Below are 20,974 nucleotides of genomic sequence, written 5' to 3'. Positions count from 1 at the left end.
AGGCGTACTGTCTAGCCCGTGCCCGCCCCCCGCCCCGCAGCCGTCGCCGCGCCCGTCGCCGCGCCCGGTGACGCGCCCGCCGCCGACTGGCCCGGCGAGTGGCTCCGCGGCGTCCTCACCCTGTGCGTCCTGCGGGTCCTCGCCGACGGCGCCACGTACGGCTACGACATCGCCCAGCGGCTCGACGCCGCCGGGCTCGGCGAGGTCAAGGGCGGCACGCTCTACCCGTTGCTCGGCCGCCTGCACACCGCCGGCCTCGTCCGCGAGGAGTGGCGCCCCGGCGAGGGCGGCCCCGGGCGCAAGTACTACGAGCTCACCGACGACGGCCGCGAGCGGCTGCGCCGCGACGCCGCCGAGTGGGCCCGCTTCGCCGACCTGACCCGCACGTTCGTGACCGGCACGGAGGTGCCCCGATGAGCCACGACCTCGCCGCCCTCGCCCCGCACGTCGACGCCACGTGGCGTGACGACCTCGTCGTCGAGCTGCGCCTGCACGACGTGCCCGGGGACGCGATCGGCGCCGCCCTCGCGGAGGTCGAGGCGCACTGCCTCGACTCCGGGCAGAGCGCGCAGGAGGCCTTCGGCGACGCCCGCGCGTACGGCGCCGCGCTCGCCGCGGCCGCCGGCCGGCGCGACGACGAGCCGGTGCCGCTGCGCACCGTCGTCCCGGCGGCCGTCGAGACCCTCGGCATCGTGGCGACGACCTCCGGCGCGGTCGCGTGGCTGCGCGGCGAGCCCTCCGAGGTGCACCTGGCTGCGCTCGTCGTCCTGCTCGCGGTCGGGGCGGGGATGGTGGCGATCACCCGGTGGCCCACGCCCGTGCTGCGGTACCTGCTCGAGGGCTCGGTCTGGCGGATCGTCCTCGCCTCCCTTCTCGTCCCCGGCACCAGCGTCGCGGCGGCGCTGCTCGCTCCCGAGGTGGCCGTCGAGCTGCCGGCCGCGCCGCTGGCCGTGCTGGGGCTCGCGCTCCTCGTCACCGGGACCGTCCTCACGCTGCGGTCGCGCGCCCGGCTGCACCAGGACCCCGTCCGCTCCCCGACGGCGACGGCGCGCCCGGGCCGCGACCGTGGCAGCTGCGGGCGCTCGACCTCACGCACGTGTGGGGCGCGTGGGTGGTGACCGCCGTCCTGGTCGCCGTGCTCGGCGTGGCCCTCCCGGACTGACGCCCGCCCGCACCCCCCGCTCCCCACCAGCCCGTCGTCGCCCGCCCGGAGGTCCCGATGCCCAGCGACCCGCGCACGATCGCCCCGCACGTCGACGCCGCCTGGCGCGAGCGCCTCGTGCTCGAGCTGCGCCTGCGCGACGTGCCGGGCTCGACGATCGGCGGCGCGCTCGCCGAGGTCGAGGCGCACTGCGTCGACTCGGGGCAGGACGCGGCGACGGCCTTCGGCGACCCGGCCGCGTACGCCGCGACCCTCGCCGAGGCGGTCGCCGCACCCGTCCCGCGTCGGTGGCGGGTGCGCGCGGGGGTCGAGACGCTGGTCCAGGTCGGGGGCGTGGTCGCCACGACGTGGGCGCTGCCGCCGTGGCTGCGCGGCGAGGCGCTGTCGCTCACCGCGGGCTTCGCGACGACCGTGCTGGTCCTGACGGCCCTCGCGGTGGCGGCGGCCGTCGCCCCCGGTCCGCTGCTGCGCTCCGGCCGTCGCCTGCGCGCATGGCAGTCGTTCCTCGTGGGGCTCGCCCCCGTGGCCGTCGTGGCGGCCGCGACCCTGCTCCTGCCGGAGGAGGCGCTGCGCGTGCCGCCCGCACCGTTCGCGGTCGTCGGGCTCGTCCTGCTGGCCGCCGGATCGCTGGCGTTGCTGTCCCAGGGACGGGGCGTCGACCTGCTCACCGCGCCGGGGCGGGACGCGGCGCAGGCGGCGGCCGACGAGCGCCGGTCCCGGCGCCTGCGGCGCAGCGCCGCGCTCGTCGTGCCCGCGCTGACCCTCGCCGCGGTCGCGATGCTCGCGGCGCTGCCGCGCTGACGCCCCCCGCGCGCGGCCGGACGCGACGGGGCCCGGCCGCGGTCGTGCCGCGGCCGGGCCCCGTGACCGGCTCCGGTCAGCGCAGCGCCGCGGTGATCCGCTCGACGTGCGTGACCAGCGTGGTGCGTGCGACCGGGGTGGCCGACGACCACCGGGTGTCCTTCATGCGCTCGAGCCGCTTCGCCCACGCGTCGAGCACCGCGACGACGACCCGCGTCTGCCCGCGGTCCGCCGCGTGGTCGGCCACCTCGACCGCGGCCAGCCCCTCGAGCACCGCGACCCCGCGCAGGTCACCGGACGCGACGAGCCGGCGGAACGTGTCGCGCAGCGCGTCGACGCTGCCCGGCAGCCACGCCTCGGCCACCGGCACGGTGGTCATGTCGGTGTCGGAGGCGAGGTAGAAGCCCGGGTAGGACGGCTGGTTGTACGTCGTCTGCTGGCGTGCGACCTCGGCCCGGTACTGCGGGTCGTGCATGAGCGTGACGAGCCCGCGGTCGGTGACCTCGGTCGACGTGTGGACGCGGATCGCGGACGAGTCGGCGGTCCGCACGAGCAGCTCCTCGCGCCAGTCGCCGAGCACGTCGGCCACCAGGGACGGGTTGCCCTTGGTGCCGTTGTTCGTGCGCGTGCCCTCGGCGGTGAGGAGCGTGCCGCGCGCCGCGTCGTCGATGGTCGGGGTCTGCTCGCCCGAGCCGTTGACGAGCTGCGTCGTGCCGTCGGCGGCCCAGCGGATCGACTGGTTCGTGCCGTAGATCGTCGGCTGGAGGACGCGCCCGTCGGCCGAGTAGAGGCCGGACGCGTCGGTCCCGCCGGGCAGGCTCGCCCACGCCTCGAGCCCCGGCACGTCGGGGCGCACGTCCCCGACCATGCCGCGGCCGGTGTCGCGGCCGGTGTAGACGCCGAACAGCGTCTCGCCCGTCGCGGCGTCGCGCATCGCCATGCCGTAGGGCGCGGAGGCGCCGCCCTCGTGCACCGTGAAGATCTCCAGCCCCGGGCGGTTCGGGTCGATGTCGGTGACGTGCATGGCGTCGCCGTGGCCGAGCCGCGCCTGCTCGCCCGGGTTCGCGGAGCCCTCCGGCATCTCGGCGAACGACGAGTACAGCAGCGAGCCGTCGTCGTCGATCGTGGCGGACCCGTAGACGACCTCGTGCCGCCCGTCGCCGTCGACGTCGGCCGCCGACAGGGAGTGGAAGCCCTGGGTCGTGATCGTGCCGAACTCCGGGTCCGTGCCGTCGCGCCCGTGCGGGCCGTCATTGAACGGGTTCGTCATGGGCGTCCAGCCCGAGTCGACGTACCAGCGCTCCTTCAGGGCCGTGCCGTCCCAGTCGTAGGCGACGAGCGTCGACCGCGTGTAGTAGCCGCGCGCGAAGATGGCGGACGGCCGCTGCCCGTCGAGGTAGGCGGCGCCGGCGAGGAACCGGTCGACGCGGTTGCCCGGCTCGATGCGGGACATCGCGTAGTCGCCCCACAGCAGGCCGTCGTCGGTGCGGCCGGGCTTGTAGTCGACCGTCTGCAGCTCGCGGCCGTCACCGCCGACGACCGTCAGGTACTCGGGGCCGTCGAGCACGAAGCCCTCGAAGTTCCGCAGCACGTTCCGGGCCGACCGGCCGGGCGCGTAGACGTCCATGAAGTAGTCCGTCAGGGCACGGGCGTCGGTGTCGGAGAGCGGGTACGCGTACTGCGGCTCGATGCCGAACGCCTCCTCGAGCGTCGCCGGCCACTGCCCGGAGACGACCTCCTCGCGCGTCGACCAGCCGCGGAACATCTCCACGACGTGCTCGTAGTAGTCGGCCCGGCTCATCCGGTAGTCGTCGGCGTGGGTGACGCCGGCGGCGACGTCGTCCGCGGGCAGGGTGACCGGGCGCGGCTGCGACGGCGTGCCGTCGGGCGCGTAGGTGGTGATGGTCGTGCCGGGCGCGGTCTTGAGCATCATCTCCGCGCGACCGTCGCCGTCGAAGTCCATGACGGGGAACTGCGTGTAGTGGGCGCCGGCGCGCACGTTCACGCCGAGGTCCACGCGCCACAGCTGCGTGCCGTCGAGCTCGTAGGCGTCGAGGTACACGTTGCCCGTGTACCCGACCTGCGAGACGTCCTTGGAGTTCGACGGGTCCCACTTCACGACGAACTCGTACTGCCCGTCGCCGTCGAGGTCGCCCACGCTCATGTCGTTGGCGGAGTACGTGTAGGCCTCGCCGGCGGGCGTGACGCCGTCGGCGGGCTTGTCCAGCGGGATGTCGTGGTGCCCCTCCCACGGCGTGACGTCGGGGCTGACGTCGACCTCGACGCCGTCGACGACCGCGGCCACGCGGTACACGGACGTCGCCGTGCCCTCGGCGTCGAGCAGGTTCGTGGCGCCCTCGACCGTGCCGATCCTCGTGCCGTCGCGGTAGACCGCGAACTGCGGGCCCGTCTGGGTGTCGGCGGTCGCCCCCGTGACCTCGGGTGCGAGCAGGCGCCAGGACACGAAGACGCCCTGGGTGGTGGCGACCGCGACCACGCCGCGGTCGAGGCGCTCGAGCTGCACGGCGTCCGTGCGGTGGCCGTGCTTCGCCGGGCTGCCGGCGGTCACGGGTGCGGCGGCGGCGGGTGCGACGGCACCGGCGAGAGCCAGTGCCGCGACGCACGCGGTCGCGGGCAGGGCGGTCAGGACGGGCACGCGTCGTCGGGTGCGCGGACTCATGGGTTCCCCTTCCGGCGGACGGGCGCCGCGGTCGTCGGTGACCGCCGGTCGGTGCGGAATGCGCTCTCCCGTCCGGTTTGATCGATTCAACGCCCTCGCGGCGACGAGGTCAACACCCCCAGGCCGTCCTGCCGGCCGTGCACGCGGGTGACGCGCGCGTCCGCGTGCCGGAGGTGCCCGGGGCGCACGAGGGCCAGCCCCTACACTCGGGGGTGATCTTCAAGGCGGTGGGCGACGCGCGCCCGTACCCGGACCACGGGCGCGTCACCCCGGCCCAGTGGGCCGACGTCCCGCCGCGGCAGGTGCGCCTGGACGAGCTCGTGACGACGAAGCGGACGCTCGACCTGGACGCCCTGCTGGCCGAGGACTCCACCTTCTACGGCGACCTGTTCGCGCACGTCGTGCAGTACAAGGGCGTGATGTACCTCGAGGACGGCCTGCACCGCGCCGTCCGTGCCGCGTTGCAGCAGCGTGCGCTCCTGCACGCGCGCGTGCTGGTGCTGAGCTGAGGCAGGGGGGCGTATGAGCGAGCAGGACCGGGCCCGGCAGGTGCGCCGGCGCCACATGCACGAGCGGCAGGCGGTGGTCTTCGGCGTGCTGCTCGCCGGGCTCGCGGTCGCGGGCGTCGGCTCCGCCGCGCTGTACACGGAGAGCATCTCGCTGCCGTTCCTCGAGCGCGGCTTCTCGGGCACCGCGGCCCCGACGTCGACGGTGGCGCCCGTCTACTGCCCGCCCGAGGGTGCGCTGCCGGTCGCGGCCGACCAGGTGCAGGTGAACGTGCTCAACGGGGCCGACCGTGCGGGCCTCGCCGCGTCGACCGCGGGCCAGCTGCGCGAGCGCGGGTTCGCGGTGCTCACCGAGGACAACGGGCCGGCGACGACGGGTGTGGGACGCATCGTCTACGGGGTGAACGGCGTCGCCGCGGCGTACACCCTGCACGCGCACCTGCCCGAGGCGCGGCTGACGTTCAGCTCACGCCCGGACGCCGTCATCGACATCGTGCTCGGCACCGACTTCGGCCAGCTCCTGCCGCCGGAGCAGGTCGGGCTCGACGCGGCGACGCCCCTCACCGGGCCCGAGGGCTGCGTGCCCTACGCCGAGCTCGCGCAGGCCGCGCAGGCCCCGGCCGCCGAGCAGCCGGCCGTCGAGCAGCCGGCCGCCGAGGAGCCCGCCGCCGAGGGCTGACCGGCGAGAACGCCGACGGACGGGGCCCGCGCCGGCACGGCGTGGACCCCGTCCGTCGTCGCGGGGGCGGCGGGAAGCCGCAGCCGGACCCCGCGTCAGTGCGACAGCTCGGACCCGCCGGGCACGGACGCCGGCGTGGCGGGCTCGTCGTGCGTGCCGCGCCACCGGGCCACGGCCCGCATGAGGTGGTACAGGCCGATCGCGGCGGCCGTGCCGAGCGCGATGCCCTCGAAGCGCAGCTCGCCCGCGGCCCACGTGTAGTTCGCGATGCCGACGATGAGCGCCACCGCCGCCGGCATGAGGTTCACGGGCGAGGAGAAGTCGACCCGGTTCTGCACCCAGATGCGCGCGCCGAGCAGGCCGATCATCCCGTAGAGCACGGTCGCGGCACCGCCGAGCACGCCGTCGGGGATCGTCGCGACGAGCGCACCGAACTTCGGCGACAGCGACAGCAGCAGCGCCGTCGCCGCCGCCACCCAGTACGCGGCGGTCGAGTAGACCCGCGAGGCGGCCATGACGCCGATGTTCTCCGCGTACGTCGTCGTGCCCGACCCGCCGCCCGTGCCGGCGAGCGTCGTCGCGAGCCCGTCCGCCACCAGCGCGCGGCCCACGTACGGGTCGAGGTCCGTGCCGGTCATCGCCGCCACCGACTTCACGTGGCCGACGTTCTCCGCCACGAGCACGAGCACGACGGGCAGGAACAGTCCGAGGACGGACGCGTCGAACGCCGGCGTGACGAACGGGGGCAGCCCCACCCACGCGGCCTCGCGGACGGGCGCCAGGTCGACCTCGCCCCGCACGAGCGCCACGGCGTACCCGACCAGCACGCCGACCAGGATCGACAGGCGCCCGAGGATGCCCCGGAAGAGCACCGTGACGAGCACGATCGCGAGCAGCGTGACGGTCGCGGTCACGGGCGCGGCGCGGAAGCCCGAGCAGCCGTCGTCGGTGCAGCTGCCCCACGCCGCCGGCGCGAGGTTGAGACCGATCAGCGCGACGATGGTGCCGGTCACGACCGGCGGCATGAGCGCGTCGATCCAGCGCGTGCCGGCCACGTGCGCCACGACGCCCACGACCGCGAGCGCCAGGCCCGTCACGAGGATGCCGCCGACGGCCACCGACTGCCCGCCCGCCGCGGTGGCGGCGCCGATCGGCGCGATGAACGCGAAGCTCGACCCGAGGTAGCTGGGCAGGCGGTTGCGCGTGAGCAGCAGGAAGAGCGCCGTGCCGAGGGCCGAGAAGAACAGGGTCGTCTGCGGCGAGAAGCCCGTGATGAGCGGGACGAGGAACGTCGCCCCGAACATCGCGACGACGTGCTGCATCCCGATGCCCACCGTGCGGCCCCAGCCGAGGCGCTCGCCGGGTGCGACCACCTCACCGGGTGCCACGGACCTGCCGTCCCCGTGCACCGTCCAGCCCCAGCCCGCCACGCGACCACGCTCCTTCGACCCGGTGCCCGGCACCGCGCGCGGCGCACCGCGCCGAGGGTAGTCCGCCCCGGGTCACCGGCGGGTCACACGTCCGGTCGTCCCGCGCCCCGCGCAAGCCCCCGGGGCCGGCGTCCTCGTCGCGCGACGGGCCGCGGGCCGTGGGACGGTGGGCACCCACGCTCCCGAGACGAAGGAGGCCGCGATGACCGTGCCCACGACGCCCGACGAGCACGACGACGCCACCACCGGCACCACCCCCGACCCGGTGCGCGGCACCGCGCCCACCGCGGAGCCCGCCCCCGACGACGTCGAGGTGGACCGGGACGACCCGACCCAGCAGCGCGGCCTGGTCCCGCCCGCCCCGGGGTCCAGCCTCTCCGGCACGCCCGTCGCCCCGCCGCCGCCCCGGGCGCAGCCGCTGTGAGCCGGAGGCCCGGCACCCGCCGACGGGTGCCGGGCCTCGTCCCCTCCGGAACGCCCTCGCGGCGCGGGGCCGTCCCGTAGCCTGACGGCGACGCCCCGTCGCTCCCGGAGGTCACCCTGCACGGCACCACCGCTCCCGCGCGCCCACGTGTCGTCACGGCGGCCGTCTGGGTCGCGTTCGTGCTGGCCCACGTCTGGCTCACCCGGCTCGGGTCGCTCGTCCTGCTGGACGAGTCGTTCGGCGACGTCGACCTGTACCGCCGCTGGATGGACGCCGGTCTGACGAGCGGCTGGTGGCCGGTCCTCGACGACGCCTGGGTCTACCCCGCGGGTGCGCTCGTGCCGCTGCTCGCGCCGACGCTCGTCGCCGGCACCGCACCCGGCGGGGCGTACGTGCTCGCGTGGTGCGTGCTCGTCACGGCGCTCGACGCGCTCGCCGTGGCGGCGCTGCTGCGGCGCCCCGGCGGGCACGTCGCCGCGGGGTGGTGGCTCGCGTTCCTCGTGCTGCTCGGGCCGGTCGCGATCGGGCGCCTCGACGGCGTGGTCGCGCCGCTGTCCGTGCTCGCGCTCCTCGCGGCGCTCTCGGCACCGCGCGTCTCGGCGGCGCTCGTCACCGCGGGCGCCTGGGTGAAGGTGTCCCCCGGTGCGGCGATCGTCCCGCTGGTCCTCGCGGCCCGCCGCCCGTGGCGCGACGTCGTGGCGCCCGCCGCCGCGGTCTGCGTGCTCGTGGTCGGCACGGTGGTCGCGCTCGGCGGCGGACGCCACGTCGCGTCGTTCGTGCTCGAGCAGGGCTCGCGCGGGCTGCAGATCGAGTCGGTGGGCGCGACGCCGTGGCTCGTGGCGGGCCTGTGGTCGCCCGACGTGCAGCGCTACCTCAACACCGAGCTCGTCACCTACGAGGTCGCCGGTCCGGGTACCCAGGGGATGGCGGACGTGCTGGGCGCGGCGCTCGTGATCGGCGTGCTGCTGGCCGCCGGGGTGCTGTGGTGGTGCCGGCGCCGGGACGGCGCGACGTTCTGGACCGACGACGCCGTGCGGGGCGACTTCGTCGTCCGCGGCGCGTTCCTCATGGCGCTCGTGCTCATCGTCGCCAACAAGGTCGGCAGCCCCCAGTTCATGACGTGGCTCGCGCCGCCGGTCGCGGTCGCCCTCGCGCTGCGCCGGCCGTGGTGGGGTCGCACGGCGCTGGCCGTGGCGGGCGTCGCCCTGGTCACGCAGGTCGTCTACCCCTGGTGGTACCTCGACGTGCTGCAGGGGCGTCCCCTGGTGACGCTGCTCCTGGCCGGGCGCAACGTGGCGCTCGTCGTCCTGCTGGTCGTGACGGTCGTGCACCTGCTGCGGCCGCCGCACGAGGAGGACGCGGCGCGCCTCGGCCGGGCACGCCCCCGGCCCACGACCGTGGAGGTCGCGGACGAGGACGGCCCGGCCGAGGACCCGTCAGGCGCCGTGGGCGGCCAGCCAGGCGAGCAGGTAGGCCCGCGAGCTCCCGTCGTCGACCGAGGTGTCGGGTAGGGCGAGTGCCTCCTGCCACGCCGCGGCCGCCTCGTCCGGGCCCGCGAGCGCCCGGTACATGAGCAGGTAGTCCCCGAACATGACGTCGTACCCGTCGGGCGCCGCCTCGTCGACGGCCGCGGTGATCGTCCCCGGCTCGACGCCGACCGCGAGGTAGTCGGACACCGGACCCATGGGGATGAGCAGGATCCCGAGCATCGCGCTCGGCTCGGGGCTGAACCACGTGGCCCAGTCGCGCTTGCCGCCCCAGTTCAGCGAGAGCACGCGGTGCTCGAACCCGTCGAGCACGGGGTCGTCCAGGTCGGGTGCGGTCCAGTACGTGCGCGCGCTCGCCGCCTCGGTCGAGGTGAGCCACGTCGCCTGGGTGAGCAGCGCGTCCTGGCCCGACGCGGCGGCCCACAGCCCGATGCCGTTCCAGGCGTTGACGGCCTCCGACGCGGACTCCTGGTTGTTGCCGTCCGCGAAGGGCGACGTGCCCGACGCCCACGCGTGGCCCGCGTAGGGGTCGAACGTGCGCAGCTGCGGCAGCGCGTCGGACGGCTGCGCGGCGGCGACGTCCTGCACGAGCAGGTCCATCACCGGGCGCAGGTCGTCCACCAGCCCCGGGTCGTCGGCGCCGAGCAGGCCGGCGGCGGACAGCAGGTAGCCGTAGTGGAAGTGGTGGTCGTTGAGCTCGTCCGAGCCGAAGGACGGCGTGCGGCCGATGACCGACCCCGCCTGCTCGTCGTAGACGAAGCACCGGGCGTCCCGCTGCGCGCACCCCTCGGGCTCGGCCCACTCCCGCAGGGCGTCCGCCGTGCGGGTGCGCAGGCCGGCCACGACGTCCTCCGCGCCGAGCGTCTCCCCGAGGACGACGAGCGTCGCCGCGCGGTAGAGGTGCTTGCCGCCGAAGTAGGTGTCCGACGCGAACGCCCCGGTCGCCGCGACGTCGGCCGCGAGCTGTTCCAGGACGGCGGCACGACGCTCCTGCGGGGCGTCGGTGAGGTCGAGGACGCCCGTCGGCTCGACCACCGGCGCGTCCGCGACGAGGTGGGACCCCGCGCAGAGCTCCAGCTCGCCGTACACGCTGCGGTACGTGCCGAGCCCGCACCCGTCCCGCTCGGGCTGGGTGCCCGTGCGGTGGTGCGGCATCAGCACGTGCGCCGTGGGGGCGCCGCCCGCGGTGAGGTACGTGAGGGTCGTGCGCGCGACCCGCTCGTCGACGCCGTAGGCGACCTCCACCCCCGTGACGGGTGCGCGCGCGGCGTCCGCGAGCACGGCCGCCGCGTCGTCGGACGCGTCGTCCGGCAGCGCGTACCAGGAGGCGGCCTCCCCCGCGTCGAGGGCGAGCCGACCGTCGGCGAGCGCACCGTCGGGCGCGGTCAGCGCCCACGTCGTGCCGTCGACGTCCGCCGTCGCCGTGCCGTCCTGCGCGGCGCCGAACCCGGCACCGGCGCCCGTCTCGACGGACGTCGCGGCGGTGAAGGACACGAACGGCGACCCGCCGGCGACCGCCACGTCGCCGAGGGGCTCCCCGGCGCCGTCGAGCAGGCGCACGGTGACCGCGACCGGGTCGGCCGCGACGACCTCGGCGGAGGCGGCACCGACGTCCACGGTGACCGCCGCGACGTGCGGGCCCAGGACCGCCCGCTCGCTCGTCACCGGCTGCGGCAGCCCCGCGGTGAAGCCGCCGCCCGCCAGCGCGAACGACAGCGGGAGCGGGAACACGGGCTGCGGCTGCGCACCGAAGACGAGACCCGAGTACCAGCGGTTGGACGGCGGGACGATCCCGTCGGCGAGCCGCACGGGCTCGACCTTGCCGTCGTCGCCGGGGGTGACGGCGGCGACGAGCGCCGCCGTGTCCACCTCCGGCGGGGCGGCGACGGCGGGGCCGTCCGGCGAGGGAGCCGGGGGCGCTCCCCGCGACCCGGTGGCCCCGCTCGGCGCCGCCCACGGCCGGACGAGGAGCAGGACCGCCGCGAGCGCGACGACGACCGCCGCGGTGCCCAGCAGCCAGGGCAGGCGCACGCGTCGGGTCGCCCTCACGGGCGCAGCCCGTCGACGTAGGACCGCACGTTGTCCGCGACCGTGCTGACGATGCCGTCGTTCTCGAGCTCCATCACGGCGACCACCGGCGTGCCGGCGCTCACGAGCCCGTTCGCGGCGCCGTCGACGAGCTCGTCGCTGCGCACCCGCACGACGGCCTGGGCGTGCCCGCCGACGGTCTGGACGTCGACCTGCTCGACCTCCCCGCGCAGGCGGGCGCGGTTCGGCAGCTCGAGGGTGACGGCGGCGCCGTCCGGCACGCGGGCGTACTCCTTGGCCGAGAGGGTGTACTCGGCCTGCACGTAGAGCGAGTCGGCGCGCTGCACGGTCGCGAGCGTCGTGGAGCCTGGCACGAAGGTGCCGCGCTCGGCGGCGACCTGCGTGACGCGGCCCGGGCCGCTGGCGTGCACGACGAGCCGGCCCTCGGCGTCGAGCGAGGTGAGCTCGGGCGGCTCGGTGACGAGCCCGTTGCGCAGCTCGTAGGCGAGGGCGGCGGAGTCGACGACGAAGAGCGGGTCGCCCTCGGCGACCTCGTCGCCGACCTGGACGAGCTGGTCGGCGACGAGCCCCGCGTACGGGGTGCCGACGGCGTAGGTCTGGCCGAGGATCTGCGCGGAGTCGCTGGTGGCGCGTCCGCGGGTGTCGTTGAGGTGGAACGTGGCGAGCCCGGCGACGACGAGCACGACGAGCGTGCCGGCGAGCAGGCGCAGGCGGCTGGCCCAGGTCATGGGAGTACCTCCGAGCAGTGGGGGTCGACGGCCGGTCAGGCGTCGACGGTGGCAGCGGGGGCGGGGACGGCGGCCGGGGCGGCCGCGGCGTCGGGTGTCCGCGAGGCGGCGCGCAGCTCCGCGCGGGCGCGCCGTCCCTCGCGCCAGGCGGTGACGACGAAGCCGCCGAGGATCAGGGTGTTGGTCGCGTTCCAGGCGAGCGCGAGCGTGACGTGCCCGCTCTCCACGCTCTTCCAGACCGCGACGAGCGTGGTGACGAGCAGGAACTGGAAGAACAGGACCTGCGGCTGCATGAACGCGAACGGCGAGCGGTAGGCGCCCTTGCGCCCGGTGACGTGCCACGCCTGCTCGCGGCGCAGGACCACGTTGAGGAGCGCCCGGACGTAGATCGGGAAGGACACGGACGCGAGCAGCAGGACCTCCCACCGGAACGACCCGAGCGTGTAGAACGCCAGCACCACCTGCATGACGTAGAAGCCCGCGTAGTACAGGAGCCACGTCAGCGGCGTGATCGTCAGGTCCATCGGGGACAGGTCGAGGTAGATCTCGAGCGGCGGCACCAGCAGCAGGAGCAGCGGTGCGATGCCGGTGAGGTAGTGGGTCGCGGTGACGGCGTACTGGATGCGCTGGTCGGTCGTGAGGTTGCGCTTCCGCGAGAACGGGTTGTGGGTGAGCATGATCTCGAACCCGCCGGTCGCCCAGCGCAGCTGCTGCTTCGTGTACGCCTCGACGGTCTCGGGGTGTCGCCGATCGCGAGCGTGGTCGGGATGTAGACCGTGCGCCAGCCCTTCTCGTGCAGCATGAGCGAGGTCCACACGTCCTCGGACTTCGAGTCGGTGTAGATGCCGCCGACCGAGTCGATCGCCGCGCGGCGGTAGATCACGTTCGTGCCGACGCAGAACGCGGCGTTGAACCGGTTCCGGCCCGGCTGCACGTAGCGGTAGAAGACCGCCTGCATGTAGCCCGCACCGCGGCTGATGATCGTGTCGTAGTTGCCGTACGTCTGCGGGGTCTGGACGAACGCGACGTCGGACGAGGCGAAGAACGGCACCGTCTCGTGCAGGAACTGGGGCAGCGGCACGAAGTCGGCGTCGAGCACCACGACGTACTCGCTGCGCGTCAGCGACAGCGCGTGGTTGATGTTGCCGGCCTTGGCCCCGCCGCTCGACAGGCGCCGCACGTAGCGGGCGCCGAGCTCGGCGGCGAGGTCGCGCACGGCGTCCGAGCGGCCGTCGTCGAGGACGTACGTGTCGTGCCTGCCCTGCATCGCGACGGCCGCGGTCACGGTGCGGCGGATCGTCTCGAGGTCCTCGCCGCAGGTCGTGACGAAGACGTCGACCGTCACGGGCGTGCCCTCGAGGTACATCTGCCAGCGGTGCGGCTGGTCCTCGACGCCCTCGCGCAGGATCTCGGCGATGTCGTACAGCCGCTCCTGCGCGTGGTGGAAGGCGAAGCCGCGCGGGTTGTGCCCGCTCGACAGGACGGTCCACATCGCCAGCAGCGCGTGGGCGACGAGCACCGTCTCGGCGACGATCACCATCGTGTAGGGCAGCCAGTCGCCGCGGTTGGCGGGGTTGAGCAGGAAGGCGGCGTACACCACGACGCCGGCGGCGGCGAGGAGCACGAGGAGCATGAGCGAGGGGCTCTGCGCGGCCTCGTTCTCGGGTGAGCGGGCGGGGCGGGGCTGGCGCCGGCCGTGCGGGCCGCGCACGTCGTCGGTGCGGCGCGGGTCGAGCAGGAGTCGGTCGAAGGTCGTGGCCACGGGTCCCCCCAGGGGTCGTCGTCATCGGCTGCGACGGCCCCGTGCGGGTGACGTCGCGGTGGCGACGGCGTCTTCGGCGTCCCGGTCGCACGCCTCGGCGACGGACCCGGGTGACCGGACGCGTCGTCTCCGCGTGATGTCGTCGACCGTAGGGACGCCCTGCGCGGGATGTCACGAGTCCGGGACGGTCCCGGCGATCCGGCACGAATCGGGCGAATCGAATCAGCAACGGGGCCGCGGCGCTGCGACCTGCGGGAACGCTCCCACGTGTCCGGCTCGTGAATTCTCCGGAGGAGTCGTCCCACGTCTTGCGATCCGGACAGGACGCCCGTCCGGTCCGGCCGCGGGGGCACGGCTCGGGGCCCCCACCGGTCGCCCCGGGGACGACGAGGGGCGGGGACCACCGGTCCCCGCCCCTCGTGCTGCGCGCTCAGCCGAGCTGCGGCGCGACCTCCTCCGCCACGAGCTGCAGGTGCTCGAGGTCGTGCAGGTCCAGGACCTGCAGGTACACCCGCTGCACGCCCTGACCCGCCAGGGTGCGCAGCCGCTCCGCGGCCTCGTCGACCGTGCCGGCGACGCCGTGCTCGCGCAGCTCGGGCACCTCGCGGCCGATCGCGGCGGCGCGCCGCGCGACCTCGGCCTCGTCCCGGCCGACGCACAGCACGAGCGCGACGGACTGCACCAGCGTCTGCGGGTCGCGCCCCTGCTCGACGCACACCTCGCGCAGGCGCGCGATGCGCCCCGGCACGTCGGCGAGCTCGGGGAACGCCTGGTTGTACTCGGTCGCGAACCGGGCCGCGAGGCGAGGCGTGCGGGTCGGGCCGTTGCCGCCGACGATCACGGGCACGCCCGCCCGGGACGGGTCGAGCGGCGACTGCTGGACCGGCTTCGGCAGCGCCGGGGAGTCCGTCAGCGTGTAGTGCTCGCCGCGGTGCTCGAACCGCTCGCCGACCGGCGTTCCCCACAGGCCGGTGACGACCTCGAGCTGCTCGGTGAGGATGCCGAAGCGCTTCTCCGGGAACGGGATGCCGTAGGCGGCGTGCTCCTCGGCGAACCAGCCGGCCCCCAGGCCCAGCTCCACGCGCCCGCCGGACATCTGGTCGACCTGCGCGACCTGGATCGCCAGCACGCCCGGGTGGCGGAACGTCGCCGACGAGACGAGCGTGCCGAGCCGGATGCGGCTCGTCTCGCGCGCGAGACCCGCGAGCGTGGTCCAGGCGTCGGTCGGGCCGGGCAGGCCGTCGCCGCCCATCGTCAGGTAGTGGTCGGAGCGGAAGAAGGCGTCGAAGCCCAGGTCCTCGGTGGCGCGGGCCACGGCGAGCAGGTCGTCGTACGTCGCACCCTGCTGGGGCTCGGTGAAGATGCGCAGGTCCATGGCGTCAGCCTCGCACGGCGGGGTGCCGCCGACGCGCGTCGCGAGCTGCCCGACGTGCCGCAGGCCGTCGGGTCGGCCAGGGTGGGTGGGTGCACGAGGCCGCCCCGCTCACCGCCGCGCTGGAGGTCGCCGACTGGCGCCGACGGGTCATCGAGACGTACGCGCAGGTGCGCGCGATCGCCCGCACCGACCCGGCGGGCGCGCACGCGGTGTGGGTGCAGCAGCGCGACGAGCTGTTCGCCACCCACCCGGCCTCCCCGCTCACACCCGACGCGCGCGCCGAGTTCGCCGGCCTCGACGTCGCCCCGTACGACCCCGCCTACCGGTTCGAAATCGCCGTGGAGCCCGCCGCCGAGCAGCGCCTCGACGTCGCGACGGGCACCGACGGCGTCGTCGGCTACAACCGGGTCGGCACGGTCGACCTGCCCGGTCTGGGCCGCGTCGCGCTGTGGTCGCTGCGCGGGTACGGCGGCGGGCTCTTCCTGCCGCTCAAGGACGCGTCGGCCGGCCGGGACGGCGGCACGTACGGCGGCGGCCGCTACCTGCTCGACACGATCAAGGGCGCCGACCTGGGGTGCGACCACGTCGGTCGGCTCGTCGTCGACCTCAACTTCGCGTACAACCCGTCGTGCGCGTACGACGCGCGCTGGGCGTGCCCCCTGGCGACGCGCTCCAACACCGTGGACGTGGACGTCCCGGTGGGCGAGCGCGCACCGTCCGGGGCGCTCGCCGCCTGAGGCCCGGGGCGCCGGGTCGGACGAGGACCGCCCGGCCGCCGCGCTCAGACCTGGCAGACGGGGCAGCGGTACAGGTTGCGCGTCGCCATCTCCTCGACGAGCACCGGGGTGCCGCACACCCGGCACGGCAGACCCGCACGCCGGTACACCCAGTGCCGCACGGCGGGGTCGTGGCGCGCGGCCTCCCGCCCCGCGGCGTCGAGGTCCTCGCGCGTGAGCATCACGCCCTCCCGGATCCCGTCGGCGAGCAGGTCGGCCCAGTCGCACCACAGGGCGCGGACGGTGTCGGCGGGCACGCGGCGGCCCGGCGTCCACGGGTCGAGGCGGGCGCGGAACAGCAGCTCGGCGCGGTAGACGTTGCCGATGCCGGCGACGACCGACTGGTCCATGAGCAGCTGGCCCACCGGCACGGCGCGCCGCGTCACCCGGCGCACCACCTCCTCGCCGGCGGCGTCCACGTCGTCCGCCGTCACCGGGTCCGGCCCGAGGCGTGCGCGCACGGCGTCCGCCTCGTCGGGCGTCAGCACCTCGCACGCGGACGGTCCGCGCAGGTCGGCGACGAACGTGTCGGTCGCGAGCCGCACCCGCACCTGGCCGACCGGCGGCGGGGGCCACGCGAGGCCGTCGGGGCGGGGTGCTCGGACTCCTCCTCGCTCACCCGCAGGCGGGTGGCGGGCCGCACGCGCGGTGCCCCCAGGCTCGCGGGGGCGTCGCCGTCGGTGAGCGGGCTGACCTGGCCGTACAGGTCCCACGCGCCGTACAGGCCGAGGTGGACGCGCAGCACGTCGCCGGAGTCGAACGGGCAGAACAGCTGCTTGCCGACCGCGGTGGCGGCGACCATCCTGCGGCCGTCGAGCCGCGCGGCACCGTCGGCGAACCGTCCCTGCGGGGAGGACACGGCGACCGGGCGGCCCACGAGGTCGAGCGTCAGCTGCCGGGCGATGCGGTGGACGGTATGACCCTCGGGCACGGCCGCCACCCTACGGGCGGGCGTCCGGGTCGGCGCGCGGATGCCGAGGAGCCGCCGGAGGGGCAGGATCGCGGCGGACGTGTGCGCGTCGGGGAGACGGGGGGCAGCGGTGGAGCCGAGCACGGCGCGGGACGGCGGGGCGACGGCGGCGACGCCCCCGGACGGCGCCCGACCCCGGCGCCGGCGCGTGCGCCGCGCGCTCGCGGGGCTCGCCGTCACGCTGCTCGTGCTCGTGCTCGCCGTCGTCGTCGCGTTCCAGGTCAGCTACTGGCCGACCACGCTGCTGCTGCGGTACCAGCCCGACCTCAACGGGACCGCCGCGCAGGAGTCGCTCGCGCGGCACGTGCCCGACGGCGTCGAGGAGGTCCTCGACGAGCAGTACCGGCCCGACGACCCCGACGGCCGCCTGGACGTCTTCCGTCCGGCGGACGCGACGGGCCCCCTGCCCGTCGTCGTGTGGGTGCACGGCGGCGCCTTCGTCGCCGGCACCAAGGACGGGACGGCGTCGTACCTGAAGATCCTCGCGTCGCACGGGTACACCACGGTCTCGGTGGAGTACACCAAGGCCCCGAGCGGCACTACCCCTACCAGGTCGAGCAGGTCGCCGACGCGATCCGCCACGTGGTCCGCCACGCCGACCGTCTGCACGTGGACCCCGGGCGGATCGTGCTGGCCGGCGACTCCGCGGGCGCGCACCTGGCGGCCCAGACCGCGCTCGCCGTCGCGGACGACGACTACGCGCGGGCGGCCGGCCTCCCCCAGGCGGTCGACCGCGCGCAGGTCCGCGGCGTCGTGCTCGCGTGCGGCGCCTACGACCTGACGCTCCCCGACTACGGCGACGGCCTCGCGGGCCGGCTGCAGCGCGACATCCTGTGGGCCTACACGGGGGAGAAGGGGTTCGAGAGCGACCCCCGCGTCGCGTTCGCCTCGCTGCCGCAGCACGTGCCCTCGACGTTCCCGCCGACGTTCGTCACGGCCGGCAACGGCGACCCGCTCGAGCCGCACTCGCACGCGCTCGCGGACGCGCTCACGACGCAGGGGGTCGACGTCGACGCCCTGTTCTTCCCGGCCGACCGGCGGCCGGAGGTGCCGCACGAGTACCAGTTCGACCTCGACGAGGAGCCGGGGCCCGAGGCGCTCGAGCGGATCCTCGCGTTCCTCGACCGCGTCACGGCCCCCTGACGCCGGCACCGGCGTCCGCTGAGCGAGACCGCTGGACGGGCACGACGTCTCGGATCGTGGGACTCTGCCCAGGTGGCCCGTGGACCCTGTGCTTCCATGACCGGCATGGCACGCCCCGACCCGACCTGCACGCGCCCGGCTCCCGCCGTGGCGTGCATGTGTCGCGGCGTCATGTGTCGGCGCTGAGCTGACCCGCGGGCCACGCCCGCCCGGCCGTCCCCCACGGCAGTCCGCGCCCCCCGGCGCCACACACCCACCGGCCGCCGGCCCCGCGGCCCCCGCGTCGCGTGACCCGCGTGCCCCGACGAAGGAACGTCCCCCGTGATCGAGCTGTCCGCCCTGCGCAAGGTGTACCCGTCCGCCGACGGGCCCGTCGTCGCGCTCGACGGCATCGACCTCGCGGTCGGCCGCGGCGTCGTGCACGGCATCGTCGGCCGCTCCGGCGCGGGCAAGTCCACGCTCATCCGCTGCCTCACCGGCCTCGAGCAGCCGACGTCCGGGACGGTGACGGTCGACGGCGTCACGCTCACGGGCCTGTCGGAGAAGCAGCTGCGGACCGCGCGCCGGAACATGGGGATGGTGTTCCAGCACGTCAACCTGCTGGACTCACGCACGGTCGCCGCCAACGTCGCCTACCCGCTCGAGGTCGCGGGCGTGCCGCGCGACCGCCGCCGTGCGCGCGTCGCCGAGCTGCTCGACCTCGTCGGGCTCGGGCACCGCGCCTCGGCGTACCCCGCGCAGCTGTCGGGCGGGCAGAAGCAGCGCATCGGCATCGCCCGCGCGCTCGCCACCGAACCGGCCGTGCTGCTGTGCGACGAGCCGACCTCCGCGCTGGACGGCGAGACGACGCGGCAGATCCTCGGCCTGGTCCGCGACCTGCGCGACCGCCTGGGCATCACGGTCGTCGTCATCACCCACGAGCCCTCGGTGGTGCGCGAGGTCTGCGACGAGGTCACGCTGCTCGAGTACGGGCGGGTCGTCCAGTCGGGGCCCCTCACGGAGGTCGTCACCGCGACCGGCTCGCCGCTGTCGCGGGCGCTCGTGCCCGTGCCGGACCTGCCGCCCGACGCCGGCCGCCACCTCGTGGAGGTCACCTACGCGACGGACGACGTCGCCACCCGGGACGCGTTCGCCGCGGTCGCCGCGCTGGGCGACGACGTCGAGGTCGTGTCCGCGACGGTCGAGCCGCTCGCCGGGCGCCGCGTCGGGCGGCTGCTCCTCGACGCGCCCCGCGGGGGCACGGACGCGGTCGTCGCACGCCTGCGCGCCGCCGGTCTCGACCCCGTCGTCACCGGGCGCGACGGAACCGGGCGTGACGGAACCGGGACGCAGGAGGTGGCCTGATGGACGGGTTCTGGACGGAGCTGACGTCGAACCGCGTCATCACGCAGATGCTCCCCGAGGCGACGGTCGAGACGCTGCAGATGGTCGGGCTGTCGGCGCTCGTGACGCTCGTCGTCGGGCTGCCGCTCGGGCTGCTGCTGCGGTCGGTCGCCCCCGACGGCCTCACGCCGAACCGCACCGTGTCCGCCGTGCTCGGCGTCGTCGTCAACGTGCTGCGCGCGCTGCCCTTCATCATCCTCGCGGTCGCGCTCATCCCGCTGACCCGCGCGATCGTGGGCACCAGCCTCGGCTGGCAGGCCGCCGTGGTCCCGCTCAGCATCGGGACCATCCCGTTCTTCGCGCGCCTGGTCGAGACCGCCGTGCGGGACGTCGCCGCCGGCAAGGTCGAGGCGGCCCGCGTGATGGGCTCGAGCACCGCGAAGGTGGTGTCGCAGGTGCTCGTGCGCGAGGCCCTGCCGTCGATCGTGTCGGCGTTCACCGTCACCGTCATCTCGCTGATCGGCTTCTCCGCGATGGTCGGCGCGATCGGCGCCGGCGGCCTCGGCTTCCTCGCGATCAGCTACGGCTTCCAGCGCTTCGACGCCACCGTGCTCTACACGTCCGTCGTCGTCATCGTCGTCCTGGTCACGCTCGTCCAGGTCGCCGGCGACGCGGTCGCGCGCCGTCTGGACCACCGGTGAGCGCGCACCCCACGGCCGGGACGTCCGGCCCGCAGACCCCGCCCTCGACCCGAGGGCGTGCACCGAGAGGAACCACCCCCATGAAGCGAACCGTCCGCACCGCAGCCGTCCTGTCCGCAGCGGCCCTGGTGATGGCCGGCTGCGCGGGCGGCGGCGGGGAGAGCGAGCCCGAGGGCGGCGCGACCGAGGCCGGGGGCACCACGACCCTCGTCGTCGGCGCCAGCCCCGTGCCGCACGCCGAGATCCTGCAGTTCGTGAAGGACGAGCTCGCGGCCGACGCGGGCATCGAGCTGGAGATCCAGGAGTTCACGGACTACGTCCTGCCGAACACGGCGCTGGCCGAGGGCGAGCTCGACGCGAACTTCTTCCAGCACCTGCCGTACTTCGAGGCGCAGGTCGAGGAGCAGGGCTTCGACTTCGACCACTTCGAGGGCGTGCACATCGAGCCCTACGGGCTGTACTCGGAGTCGGTCGAGTCGGTCGAGGACATCCCCGACGGCGGCACGATCGGCATCACGAACGACCCGGGCAACCAGGCGCGCGCGCTGGACCTGCTGGTCGAGGCCGAGCTCATCACGCTCGCCGACACCGAGGGCGACCCGACGCTGCTCGACATCGAGGACAACCCGAAGAACCTCCAGTTCGTCGAGACGGCGCCCGAGCAGCTCGTCGTGTCGCTGCAGGACGTCGACGCCGCGATCATCAACGGCAACTTCGCGCTCGAGGCGGGCCTGAACCCGGCGGAGGACGCGATCGTCCTGGAGTCGGGCGAGGACAACCCGTACGCGAACTTCCTCGCCGTGCGCTCGGAGGACAAGGAGAACGAGGCGATCGTGACCCTCGACGAGCTCCTGCACTCCGACGAGGTCCGTGCGTTCATCGAGGAGCGGTGGCCCGCGGGCGAGGTGCTCCCCGCCTTCTGACGCCGGCCGCCGTCCCCGCTCGCCTCGCACCGCGTGGGGTGACGACCGCTCCGGA

The 20,974-nt window shown here is 75.3% G+C and carries 18 protein-coding genes and 2 pseudogenes; 12 read left to right on the top strand and 8 right to left on the bottom strand.

Annotation, left to right across the window (positions count from 1 at the left end; translation table 11 throughout):
• Window positions 1–18 precede the first annotated feature (18 nt).
• From GC089_RS01670 to GC089_RS01660, 3 genes are all read left to right on the top strand, one after another.
• Complete coding sequence (locus GC089_RS01670; RefSeq protein WP_155376220.1) at window positions 19–417, top strand: PadR family transcriptional regulator; 399 nt, start codon at window positions 19–21, stop codon at window positions 415–417.
• Complete coding sequence (locus GC089_RS01665) at window positions 414–1,118, top strand: hypothetical protein (protein ID WP_155376219.1); 705 nt, start codon at window positions 414–416, stop codon at window positions 1,116–1,118. The genes GC089_RS01670 and GC089_RS01665 overlap by 4 nt, the downstream gene beginning before the upstream one ends.
• Window positions 1,119–1,219: 101 nt before the next feature.
• Entirely contained in the window at window positions 1,220–1,963 is a 744-nt protein-coding gene (locus GC089_RS01660; protein ID WP_155376218.1) for a hypothetical protein, read from the top strand.
• A gap of 76 nt (window positions 1,964–2,039) precedes the next feature.
• Here the strand turns inward: GC089_RS01660 and GC089_RS01655 are convergent, their stop codons facing one another.
• Window positions 2,040–4,643, bottom strand: a complete 2,604-nt coding sequence (locus tag GC089_RS01655) for a rhamnogalacturonan lyase (RefSeq protein WP_196250784.1) — start codon at window positions 4,641–4,643, stop codon at window positions 2,040–2,042.
• Window positions 4,644–4,855: 212 nt separating this feature from the next.
• On the opposite strand from GC089_RS01655, the gene GC089_RS01650 reads away from it, so the two are divergent.
• Window positions 4,856–5,152, top strand: coding sequence for a type II toxin-antitoxin system VapB family antitoxin (locus GC089_RS01650; protein WP_155376217.1), 297 nt, complete (start codon window positions 4,856–4,858; stop codon window positions 5,150–5,152).
• Between the two features lie 13 nt (window positions 5,153–5,165).
• Window positions 5,166–5,828 (top strand): LytR C-terminal domain-containing protein, encoded by a 663-nt coding sequence (locus GC089_RS01645; protein WP_155376216.1) that lies wholly within the window; start codon window positions 5,166–5,168, stop codon window positions 5,826–5,828.
• A 95-nt stretch (window positions 5,829–5,923) separates the two neighbouring features.
• Here GC089_RS01645 and GC089_RS01640 read toward each other — a convergent pair whose 3' ends face one another.
• Complete coding sequence (locus GC089_RS01640) at window positions 5,924–7,258, bottom strand: uracil-xanthine permease family protein (protein WP_155376215.1); 1,335 nt, start codon at window positions 7,256–7,258, stop codon at window positions 5,924–5,926.
• 202 nt (window positions 7,259–7,460) lie between these two features.
• On the opposite strand from GC089_RS01640, the gene GC089_RS01635 reads away from it, so the two are divergent.
• A complete protein-coding gene (locus GC089_RS01635; RefSeq protein WP_155376214.1) occupies window positions 7,461–7,682 on the top strand; it encodes a hypothetical protein in 222 nt (73 codons plus the stop codon).
• A 179-nt stretch (window positions 7,683–7,861) separates the two neighbouring features.
• Entirely contained in the window at window positions 7,862–9,193 is a 1,332-nt protein-coding gene (locus GC089_RS01630; RefSeq protein WP_230684986.1) for a glycosyltransferase 87 family protein, read from the top strand.
• On the opposite strand, the gene GC089_RS01625 is transcribed toward GC089_RS01630, so the two are convergent.
• From GC089_RS01625 to GC089_RS01610, 5 genes are all read right to left on the bottom strand, one after another.
• Entirely contained in the window at window positions 9,119–11,218 is a 2,100-nt protein-coding gene (locus GC089_RS01625) for a glycosyl hydrolase (RefSeq protein ID WP_155376213.1), read from the bottom strand. The genes GC089_RS01630 and GC089_RS01625 overlap by 75 nt on opposite strands.
• Window positions 11,215–11,946, bottom strand: a complete 732-nt coding sequence (locus GC089_RS01620; RefSeq protein ID WP_155376212.1) for an HlyD family efflux transporter periplasmic adaptor subunit — start codon at window positions 11,944–11,946, stop codon at window positions 11,215–11,217. The genes GC089_RS01625 and GC089_RS01620 overlap by 4 nt, the downstream gene beginning before the upstream one ends.
• Before the next feature lie 35 nt (window positions 11,947–11,981).
• Window positions 11,982–12,506: a hypothetical protein gene (locus GC089_RS18685; RefSeq protein WP_230684985.1), complete on the bottom strand. Its 525-nt coding sequence runs from the start codon at window positions 12,504–12,506 to the stop codon at window positions 11,982–11,984.
• Window positions 12,461–13,708 (bottom strand): glycosyltransferase, encoded by a 1,248-nt coding sequence (locus GC089_RS01615; RefSeq protein WP_230684984.1) that lies wholly within the window; start codon window positions 13,706–13,708, stop codon window positions 12,461–12,463. The genes GC089_RS18685 and GC089_RS01615 overlap by 46 nt, the downstream gene beginning before the upstream one ends.
• 430 nt (window positions 13,709–14,138) lie before the next feature.
• Entirely contained in the window at window positions 14,139–15,083 is a 945-nt protein-coding gene (locus GC089_RS01610; protein WP_155376211.1) for an LLM class F420-dependent oxidoreductase, read from the bottom strand.
• Window positions 15,084–15,172: 89 nt separating this feature from the next.
• Between GC089_RS01610 and GC089_RS01605 the strand changes: the two genes are divergently transcribed.
• Window positions 15,173–15,820: a DUF1684 domain-containing protein gene (locus tag GC089_RS01605; protein WP_155376210.1), complete on the top strand. Its 648-nt coding sequence runs from the start codon at window positions 15,173–15,175 to the stop codon at window positions 15,818–15,820.
• 44 nt (window positions 15,821–15,864) lie between these two features.
• Here GC089_RS01605 and GC089_RS18680 read toward each other — a convergent pair.
• Window positions 15,865–16,790 (bottom strand): annotated as a pseudogene (locus GC089_RS18680) (Fpg/Nei family DNA glycosylase).
• A 40-nt stretch (window positions 16,791–16,830) separates the two neighbouring features.
• On the opposite strand from GC089_RS18680, the pseudogene GC089_RS19815 reads away from it, so the two are divergent.
• The 4 genes and pseudogenes from GC089_RS19815 to GC089_RS01575 all read left to right on the top strand — a co-directional run bounded on the left by GC089_RS19815 (window position 16,831) and on the right by GC089_RS01575 (window position 20,919).
• Window positions 16,831–17,972: pseudogene (locus GC089_RS19815) on the top strand (alpha/beta hydrolase).
• A 321-nt stretch (window positions 17,973–18,293) separates the two neighbouring features.
• Complete coding sequence (locus GC089_RS01585; RefSeq protein ID WP_155376206.1) at window positions 18,294–19,316, top strand: methionine ABC transporter ATP-binding protein; 1,023 nt, start codon at window positions 18,294–18,296, stop codon at window positions 19,314–19,316.
• Complete coding sequence (locus GC089_RS01580) at window positions 19,316–19,996, top strand: methionine ABC transporter permease (protein WP_155376205.1); 681 nt, start codon at window positions 19,316–19,318, stop codon at window positions 19,994–19,996. The genes GC089_RS01585 and GC089_RS01580 overlap by 1 nt, the downstream gene beginning before the upstream one ends.
• Before the next feature lie 80 nt (window positions 19,997–20,076).
• Entirely contained in the window at window positions 20,077–20,919 is an 843-nt protein-coding gene (locus GC089_RS01575) for a MetQ/NlpA family ABC transporter substrate-binding protein (protein ID WP_155376204.1), read from the top strand.
• Window positions 20,920–20,974: the final 55 nt, after the last annotated feature.

It is taken from the genome of Cellulomonas sp. JZ18, from assembly GCF_009720485.1.
GTDB lineage: Bacteria > Actinomycetota > Actinomycetes > Actinomycetales > Cellulomonadaceae > Cellulomonas.
Note: the sequence above shows the minus strand (reverse complement) of the source record. Positions and strands in the feature narration are given on the sequence as shown.

What these genes read in the sequence shown, in the direction of transcription:
- GC089_RS01665 (WP_155376219.1), top strand. Translation starts at nt 414, where the DNA reads ATGAGCCACGACCTCGCCGCCCTCGCCCCGCACGTCGACGCCACGTGG.
- GC089_RS01660 (WP_155376218.1), top strand. Translation starts at nt 1,220, where the DNA reads ATGCCCAGCGACCCGCGCACGATCGCCCCGCACGTCGACGCCGCCTGG.
- GC089_RS01655 (WP_196250784.1), bottom strand. Translation starts at nt 4,643, where the DNA reads ATGAGTCCGCGCACCCGACGACGCGTGCCCGTCCTGACCGCCCTGCCC.
- GC089_RS01645 (WP_155376216.1), top strand. Translation starts at nt 5,166, where the DNA reads ATGAGCGAGCAGGACCGGGCCCGGCAGGTGCGCCGGCGCCACATGCAC.
- GC089_RS01635 (WP_155376214.1), top strand. Translation starts at nt 7,461, where the DNA reads ATGACCGTGCCCACGACGCCCGACGAGCACGACGACGCCACCACCGGC.
- GC089_RS01620 (WP_155376212.1), bottom strand. Translation starts at nt 11,946, where the DNA reads ATGACCTGGGCCAGCCGCCTGCGCCTGCTCGCCGGCACGCTCGTCGTG.
- GC089_RS01610 (WP_155376211.1), bottom strand. Translation starts at nt 15,083, where the DNA reads ATGGACCTGCGCATCTTCACCGAGCCCCAGCAGGGTGCGACGTACGAC.
- GC089_RS01580 (WP_155376205.1), top strand. Translation starts at nt 19,316, where the DNA reads ATGGACGGGTTCTGGACGGAGCTGACGTCGAACCGCGTCATCACGCAG.
- GC089_RS01575 (WP_155376204.1), top strand. Translation starts at nt 20,077, where the DNA reads ATGAAGCGAACCGTCCGCACCGCAGCCGTCCTGTCCGCAGCGGCCCTG.